General features: G+C 47.6%; 6 protein-coding genes. 4 read left to right on the plus strand and 2 right to left on the minus strand.

Going from position 1 to position 7,394, the window contains the following annotated elements; translation table 11 throughout:
• Window positions 1–304 precede the first annotated feature (304 nt).
• Window positions 305–994 (plus strand): TIGR01621 family pseudouridine synthase, encoded by a 690-nt coding sequence (locus WA010_RS12380; RefSeq protein WP_422557425.1) that lies wholly within the window; start codon window positions 305–307, stop codon window positions 992–994.
• On the opposite strand, the gene WA010_RS12385 is transcribed toward WA010_RS12380, so the two are convergent.
• Complete coding sequence (locus WA010_RS12385) at window positions 986–2,281, minus strand: alkaline phosphatase family protein (RefSeq protein WP_422557426.1); 1,296 nt, start codon at window positions 2,279–2,281, stop codon at window positions 986–988. The two genes, WA010_RS12380 and WA010_RS12385, sit on opposite strands and share 9 nt — an antisense overlap.
• 45 nt (window positions 2,282–2,326) lie before the next feature.
• Entirely contained in the window at window positions 2,327–3,016 is a 690-nt protein-coding gene (locus WA010_RS12390) for a TetR/AcrR family transcriptional regulator (RefSeq protein WP_422557427.1), read from the minus strand.
• A gap of 43 nt (window positions 3,017–3,059) precedes the next feature.
• Between WA010_RS12390 and WA010_RS12395 the strand changes: the two genes are divergently transcribed.
• From WA010_RS12395 to WA010_RS12405, 3 genes are all read left to right on the plus strand, one after another.
• The gene (locus WA010_RS12395) at window positions 3,060–4,295 is read left to right on the plus strand and encodes a TolC family protein (protein ID WP_422557428.1); all 1,236 of its coding nucleotides are present in this window, start codon (window positions 3,060–3,062) and stop codon (window positions 4,293–4,295) included.
• Window positions 4,292–5,029, plus strand: a complete 738-nt coding sequence (locus tag WA010_RS12400) for an efflux RND transporter periplasmic adaptor subunit (RefSeq protein WP_422557429.1) — start codon at window positions 4,292–4,294, stop codon at window positions 5,027–5,029. Before WA010_RS12395 ends, WA010_RS12400 begins: the two co-directional genes overlap by 4 nt.
• 8 nt (window positions 5,030–5,037) lie before the next feature.
• A partial coding sequence (locus tag WA010_RS12405) for an efflux RND transporter permease subunit (protein WP_422557430.1) occupies window positions 5,038–7,394 on the plus strand: 2,357 nt, incomplete at its 3' end.

The raw sequence follows: 7,394 nt of genomic DNA on the forward strand, positions 1-7,394 counted from the left end.
TCGCGGTACTCTTTGGTATCGATTTCCCCTTTGGCATAACGCCGATCCAAAATCTCTTTGGCGGATGAACCTCTTTTTTCGTTGAAAAAATAGACAAGCATTAACAATAATCCAATAGGAATCAGCCAACCGAAAAACATCCCCCATCCGTGCATTCCGTATGCATACATCAGTGCCCCTTTTCTTTAATATTCCGATCCTAATTTTTATCATTGTAGCATCATAGAACATGATGAAATATAAACCGTATGTTAATGCGGGTAGAATACGAAAATAAGATTTTGGAGCAAAAGAGCGTCTTGAAATGAATCAAAAACCCGTTCGTATCGTTCATGAAAACGACCGTTTTGTCCTTGCCGCCAAAAAAGCAGGAGTAAACTTCCACTCCGAAGAGGAAGCGGGGTTTGTCTTGCAGGTCTCTGAACAGCTCGGCATCCCCCTCTTTCCCGTCCACCGTCTCGATAAAATGACCTCCGGTCTCGTCATCCTCGCCAAAAATGCCGAAACCGCCGCACAATTCGGCAAAATGTTTGAAAATAGAAAGATCGAGAAATATTATCTCGCAATCTCGATGCGTAAACCGAAGAAAAAAATGGGGTGGATCAAAGGGGACATGGCGAGTGCAAGGCGGGGGGATTATAAACTCCTCACTACGATGACTAATCCCGCGATCACCCAGTTTATCAGCTGCGCGCTGCGTACCCATGAGCGCTTTTTTCTCATCAAACCCCACACGGGGAAAACCCACCAAATCCGCGTCGCCCTCAAAAGCCTCGGTTCTCCCATCGCAGGGGATGAGCGCTACGCGCAATCCGACGAAGCACGCAAAGAGGAGCGGGGGTATCTGCACGCCTACGCATTACGGTTTGATTTAAACGGCGAAGCCTTTGAGTTTATTGCACCACCCGATAAGGGGGAGCGATTCGTGAGTACGGAGTGCAAAGCTCAGTTGGAGCTGTGGAGTCATCCGTGGGAGCAATTCTCTTTAAAGTGAAAAAGGGTTGCTCAATCGTTCCCCTAATGGAAGTAAATCGTATCTTTGCTCTATAAATCGTAAAATCGACGTTGTATCATACTCACTATGATCAACAAACCCTTTTTTAATATGCGGAGAGATGAGTAATGCCGGTATCCGTGTCCCCGGACCCCATCGATCTTTTTGCGGTGGAGCAACATGATCCCATAATCCTCCATTTTCATCGTAGGTGACGATAATAAGCGATTTATTCCAGACATTCGGATGACTTCGAACTGCTTCGACGATTTGAGAAAGTTTTTCATCCGCCGCTTTGATACTCGCGTATCCGGGGTGTTGATTATCACGTGCAGAGGGTTTGAAGAATACGACACTCGGCAATTTCCCCTCCTTTAATTCGCTAAAAAATGCTTTTTCATCTTTAAGATGTTGACGCCCTTCCGCACCGGGAGCGTAGCGGGCGAAATACAAAAACGGATTATGATGGTATTGGTAATGGATTTCATCGCCCTTCCCTGAGAGCGCATCATCAAATCCGCCGCTGTACCAACTCCATGATATGTTCTTATCGCTCAGAGTATCCCCTATCGTATCGTATTTGAGAGGCTTCAGACGCAATGAGGGATCGGAATATTTGATTTTGAACGGAGGATGATATGGCTGTATCGTATTGACTGCATAGCCATCAGGGGTGAGAATACCATCATGAACAATCTCCCCGCCCTCGTTCAACTCATAGCGAGAAATATTCGACTCTAACCCAACGTACGGCGTACGTGCGGCAATGAGCCACTGATGGTTCAAAAACGATCCGCCAAATGCCGCCGCAAAGAAACGATCACAAAGGGTAAACTCTTTCGCATAACGCCATAGTGCACTCTTAGAGATATCGTGATATCCCATCGTTAGCCCTTTTTCATCGCTGATATCGACAAAACGATCATTTCTCCCACCGTTAATCTGAAGCTGGTTTTGATAAAAACGGTGAACCATATCGGGAATCATCCCCTCTTGAGATACAGTGGTATCGAGTAAAAATGGTGCGTTGGGAAGTGTACTCGTAAATCCTGCCTGTAACGATTTTTCTCCCATCGGAAGCTGATGGTAAAGAGTGCCATTGCGATCAATTTGCATCGCATACAGATCCATTGGCTTATCTGAGGTATCGGCTCCCTCAAATCCTCGAAAGAGGTTGTTAAAACTGCGATTTTCGAGATAAACGACGATAATGTGATCGATTTTAGAGCGTAAATCACCGCCATACAACGATAGGGTTAAAGCTAAAAAAAGTAAAAAGTATTTCATCCAATTATTCCGTTTTTAACACAAGTATAGCCATACTATATTACTTTATTGTAATCCCCGAAGTAATACTGCTTGCGAATACCGGTAAATTTCATCCAAATTGTCACTCATCATCAAATGTCCGTCGATTAACAGTGAAGCAAGCCCGTGGATCGATGCCCATACCGTCGCTGCCTGAATCATCGGATTTTCCCGCGCAATAATTCCCTCTTCCTGTGCTTCAAGAAGCAATCCGATAAGAGCGTACAATCCCGTGGCTTGGCTCTCGTTTTTGTAATCGCATATCTCTTCGCGTTCTTGACGATAATTATCACCGAACAGCAATCGATAGAGATTCGGGTGCGCTATCGCAAAATCCAGATACGATCTCCCCATTCGCTCAAACCGCTGTGCAACACTCTGAGTACGATCTTCGAATATAGGGGTAAACATCAGATCAAGCTGTTCGTACCCTTTTTGGATTACCCCGAGTATCAATGATTCTTTACTTTCAAAATGGCGGTAAACGGCGGTTCGTGACGTCCCTAGACGCTGTGTCAAATCACGCAGTGTAACGGAGTCCAGCCCCTCTTTGTCAATCATCTCCAATGCGGTTTCCACCAATGATTCTTTGAGATTTCCGTGGTGATAAGGGGATGTTTTTTTAGCAGGCTCATTATTCATGATAGTATTGTAACATGAGTTGTATAAAATAGATGAGGTGATGTTGACATTGTTCACATTTAATGTTACCATTGTCAACATAAAACATAATTACGATTTAAAAAAGGAAAACAGTATGAGGAATACGGCTCTTTTACTCCTCGCCGCCCAATCGCTCATGTGCGCCGATCTCGCATCGTTGCTTCCGAGTGCCAAAACCAATTTACGGGTCGAATCGGCACGTTTGGAGATACAGAAATCTGAAGCTCTGCTCGATGAGGCAAAAACAGCCTATTTCCCGACAGTTACCGCCACTGCCCTCTATAAGAAAAAAGATAAAACACCTGCGTTTGAGCCGAATAAAATCCAAGGTGCCGAGATAGGGGCGCAAATCAGTGTGTTTGACGGGTTTCGGCGTGAAGTGCTTCTTGATGCGCTCCATGCGTCGATGAGTTCTGCCTCCCACTCGCTCGCGCAAGAAGAGCAAAATGTCCTTATGGAGACTATCGCGGCGTATTATGATTATCTCGATACCCAAGAGCGACTGAATGTCAATAAAGAGAAAAAAATTGAGATCCTCTCCGAAGTGGAACGTTATGAGGTACTCGTAAAAAACGACCTCGCTACCACCGATATTCTCAAATCGTTGATTGCATCGAAACTCGAAACCGAGTATGACGAACAAAATCTCAAAATGCTCCTCGAAAAACATCGTAAACATCTGGAACTCCTGAGTGCCACATCGATTCGTGAGCCGCTCCTCTTCCGAGAGCTTGCATTGCCGACGTTAACAACACTAGAGCGCCATGATCTGCAAAGTGATCGCTCGAAAATCGATATTTTACGCAACACCGAAGATCGCTATACCTATCTCCCCTCTATCACCCTCGAAGCGAAACACAAATACATGGAATACAGCGGCTACGATACGATGGGAGGAACCAATCTCCAGCCGCTGAACCAAAACGAAATCACCGCATCCCTTTCTATGACCCTTTTTGATATGGGACGCATCGCAAAAGAGCGTGAACAAGCCCGTATCGATACCCTTAAAGCCCAGAATCTCTTGGATTACAAGATCCAAAGTCTGAACAACGATGCCGAAATAGCCCTCATGTCGATCCAAACCTCCCAAAATGCCTACGACGCAGCCATTGCCGAAGAGGAAGCGCGTCTCGAAGCCTTCGGTTTTATCAAAAAACGCTTTGAAGCGGGACTGGTCAATACGACAACGTACCTCAGCGAGCTCACCAACCTCACCTACTCACGTGCCAAAGCCCGCAATGCCCGTAACACCCTCCAAGTAGCCAAAGCGAGTGCCGCCTATGCGTATGGAATCGATCTAATGACTCTAATCAAGGATGAAAAATGAAAAAAATTGCCCTACTCTCTAGCCTCTGTACCTTATCGTTGTGGGCAGATGTGTACGCCACGTTTGAGTCCCAAGCCTACCGTGAAGCCTCTCTGGGGATGAATGCCTCGGGGATTGTTAAAAACGTCTCCGTTCAAAACGGCGATCATGTCAAAAAAGGCTCCCTCCTCCTCCAACTAGAGAGTACCGAAGAGCAGTTATCGCTTCAAATGGCGAAAGCCGATTTGGAGGCTATTTCCAAAGAGACCGCCTTTTTGAGCGATCAGTACGCCCGCTATGAAAAAAGTGCGCAGGTGTTTGATAAAAATACCCTTGGCAAACTCAAAGCCGAACTGGATGCCAAACGCTCCCAGCAAGAACGTACTCGATTATCGGTCGCCTATTCCGAACAAAAACTCTCTAAAATGCGTCTCACCGCCCCATTTGCGGGAAGTATCTCCGAAAAAAATATCGAACTAGGGGATATGGTATCGTCCATGGGGGGAACACCGCTGTTTAAACTCATCAGCGATCAAACCAAGCTTCTCATCCAGTACGATTCCAAATTCGGCTCACAGGTCAAAGTGGGGGATCGTTTTTGCACCTCAATCGATGGTAAATCGACGGGTAAATGTACCAAAATCATTAAAATCTACCCTGCTATCAATACCAAAAACCGTCAATTAACCGCCGAGGCCGACGGTTCAGGATTGCGTCCCGGCACGTTCGGCGACGGCATGATCACGGCTAAATAGGACTTATTATGCACAAAATTGCCATTACCCGCCCTATCACCACCATTATGTTCGCCCTCGCGTTGATCTTTTTCGGGTTGGTCGAACGAGGCGGTATGCCCTCGGGACTCTATCCCAACGTCGATTTTCCGATCGTCATCGTCACCACGACCTATAAAGGAGCCAATGCCGACATCGTCGAGAGCAAGGTGAGCGACAAAATCGAAGAGGCGGTGAGCGGGATTTCGGGACTCGATACCCTCAGCTCGGACAGTTCCAAAGGGATCAGTGTCGTCGTCGCCCAATTCAAACTCTCCAAAAATCTCGACGAAGCGGTCAATGACGTCCGCGACAAAGTCTCGAGTATTCAACTCCCAAATGAGGTGGATAAACCCTCGGTCGATAAATACTCGCTCAACTCATCCCCTGTCATCACCCTCTTTTTGTCCGGTAACGACACCCAAAAGATGATGAAGCATGCCGATGAGATTCTCAAACCCCGCTTACAGCGTATCGAAAGGGTCGGCGGTGTCACGATTGCCGGTTTGCGTAAAAAACAGATCCGCATCACCCCCGATCCGGTGCTCCTCTCCAAATACTCCCTCACCATGAGTGATCTAACGAATATCATCCGTGCCCAAAATATCCGTCTCGACGGAGGGAAAACGGTAGACTCCGCACATGAGACCCAAATCCTCATCGATAACGACAGTAAAACGGTAGACGCGCTGCGAACACTTCGGATACGTGATGGGCTTAGTCTCGGAGATGTGGCAGCGGTAAATGATACCTTGGCTGAAGAGCGCAGTTTCGCATCGCTGGATGGTAAATCGGGCGTTTTATTGATGGTCAAAAAAATGACGGGAGCCAACGAAATCGCTATCGCCGATATTGTCCGTAAACAGCTCCCTGCATTGGCGGCACTGGAGCCGACCATGACGCTTACCCCCTTGCAAGATGCGACGGGATATATCCGTGATACCCTCGATGGGGTACAGTTTGACCTGATCTTGGGTTCCGTCCTCGCCTCGCTCGTTATCTTTTTGTTTTTACGCAATCTTACCCTCACCCTCATCGCCGCCGTCTCGCTCCCCGTATCGATTTTCGGGGTCTTTGCGATCATGGGGTGGAGCGGACAAACTTTCAACCTCCTCACCCTCACCGCCCTCACCCTCGCCATCGGGATCATCATCGATGATGCTATCGTCGTCATCGAAAATATCTTCAAACGGCTCGAAGCGGGACGTGACCGTATCAATGCCGCTATCGAAGGGGTAAACGAGATCATCTTCTCTATCGTCGCTATCTCGGCGATGCTTTTGGCGGTTTTCGTACCCGTTGCTAAAATGAGCGGGATAGTGGGACGTTTCTTTACCAGTTTCGGTGTCACAATCATCGCCGCTATCGCTGTCTCATTCGTCATTGCTATAACCCTTATCCCAATGATAGCGTCCCAAATCGCCAAAGGGGAGCACAGCCGCTTTTATCACAAAACGGAGCCTTTCTTTGTTCGAATGGAGGAGACATACCGCTCTCTCATCCAAAGCGTTCTGAAATACAAAAAAACAACCCTCTTTGGTGCTCTAGGGATTTTCATCGTCTCCATCATCCTCTCGGGGACACTGGGGATGGTATTTATGCCCAAAGAGGACAAAAGCCAGTTCGACATCACCCTCAAAGCTCCTGCCGGAACGAGTGTCGAGGGGATGAAAAAACTCTCACTCGACGTTCAGCACCGTATCGGAAAAATTGCCGAAGTGGAGTACTGCACCCTCTACGTAGGGCGGGGAAATGATCAAAAGGCTCATGAATCGGCACTTTACGTCCGCCTCAAACCGATCAAAGAGCGTTCCAGAAGCCAAAGCGACATCATGAAAGAGACCCGTTCCATGCTCGATAGTTTAAAAGGGTTTACAATGACCAGTGTCACCGAAGTCAACGACATCGGAGGCTACGAGATCAATACCCCTTTTCAGGTGATCATCAAAGCCCAAAACATGGAGGATGCGGAAGCTTCGGCTTTGAAACTAATGAAATTGCTCAAAAGTATCGAGGGGACAACCGATGTTCAAAGCAACATTCAGCCCAAAGCACCTCAGCTGAGTATCACCGTCCTCACCCAAAACGCCACACGGCTCGGGGTCAACGTCGATGAGATCGCCCGTGTAATCGCCAGCGGCTATTCGGGGGACGGAACGATCACCTTTATCCGCGAACGGGGGAAAGAGTACGATGTCGTGATGCGTCTGGATGATGCGAAACGTCAAAACATCGACACCCTCAATACCCTCAATGTCCGCACTTCAACAGGGGGAACCATACCCCTCTCGGCAGTCGTATCGATCAGTGAGAGTCAAGCACCTACCACGATCAAACGGTTCGACCG

It is taken from the genome of Sulfuricurvum sp. (assembly GCF_049305995.1).
Taxonomy (GTDB): domain Bacteria; phylum Campylobacterota; class Campylobacteria; order Campylobacterales; family Sulfurimonadaceae; genus Sulfuricurvum.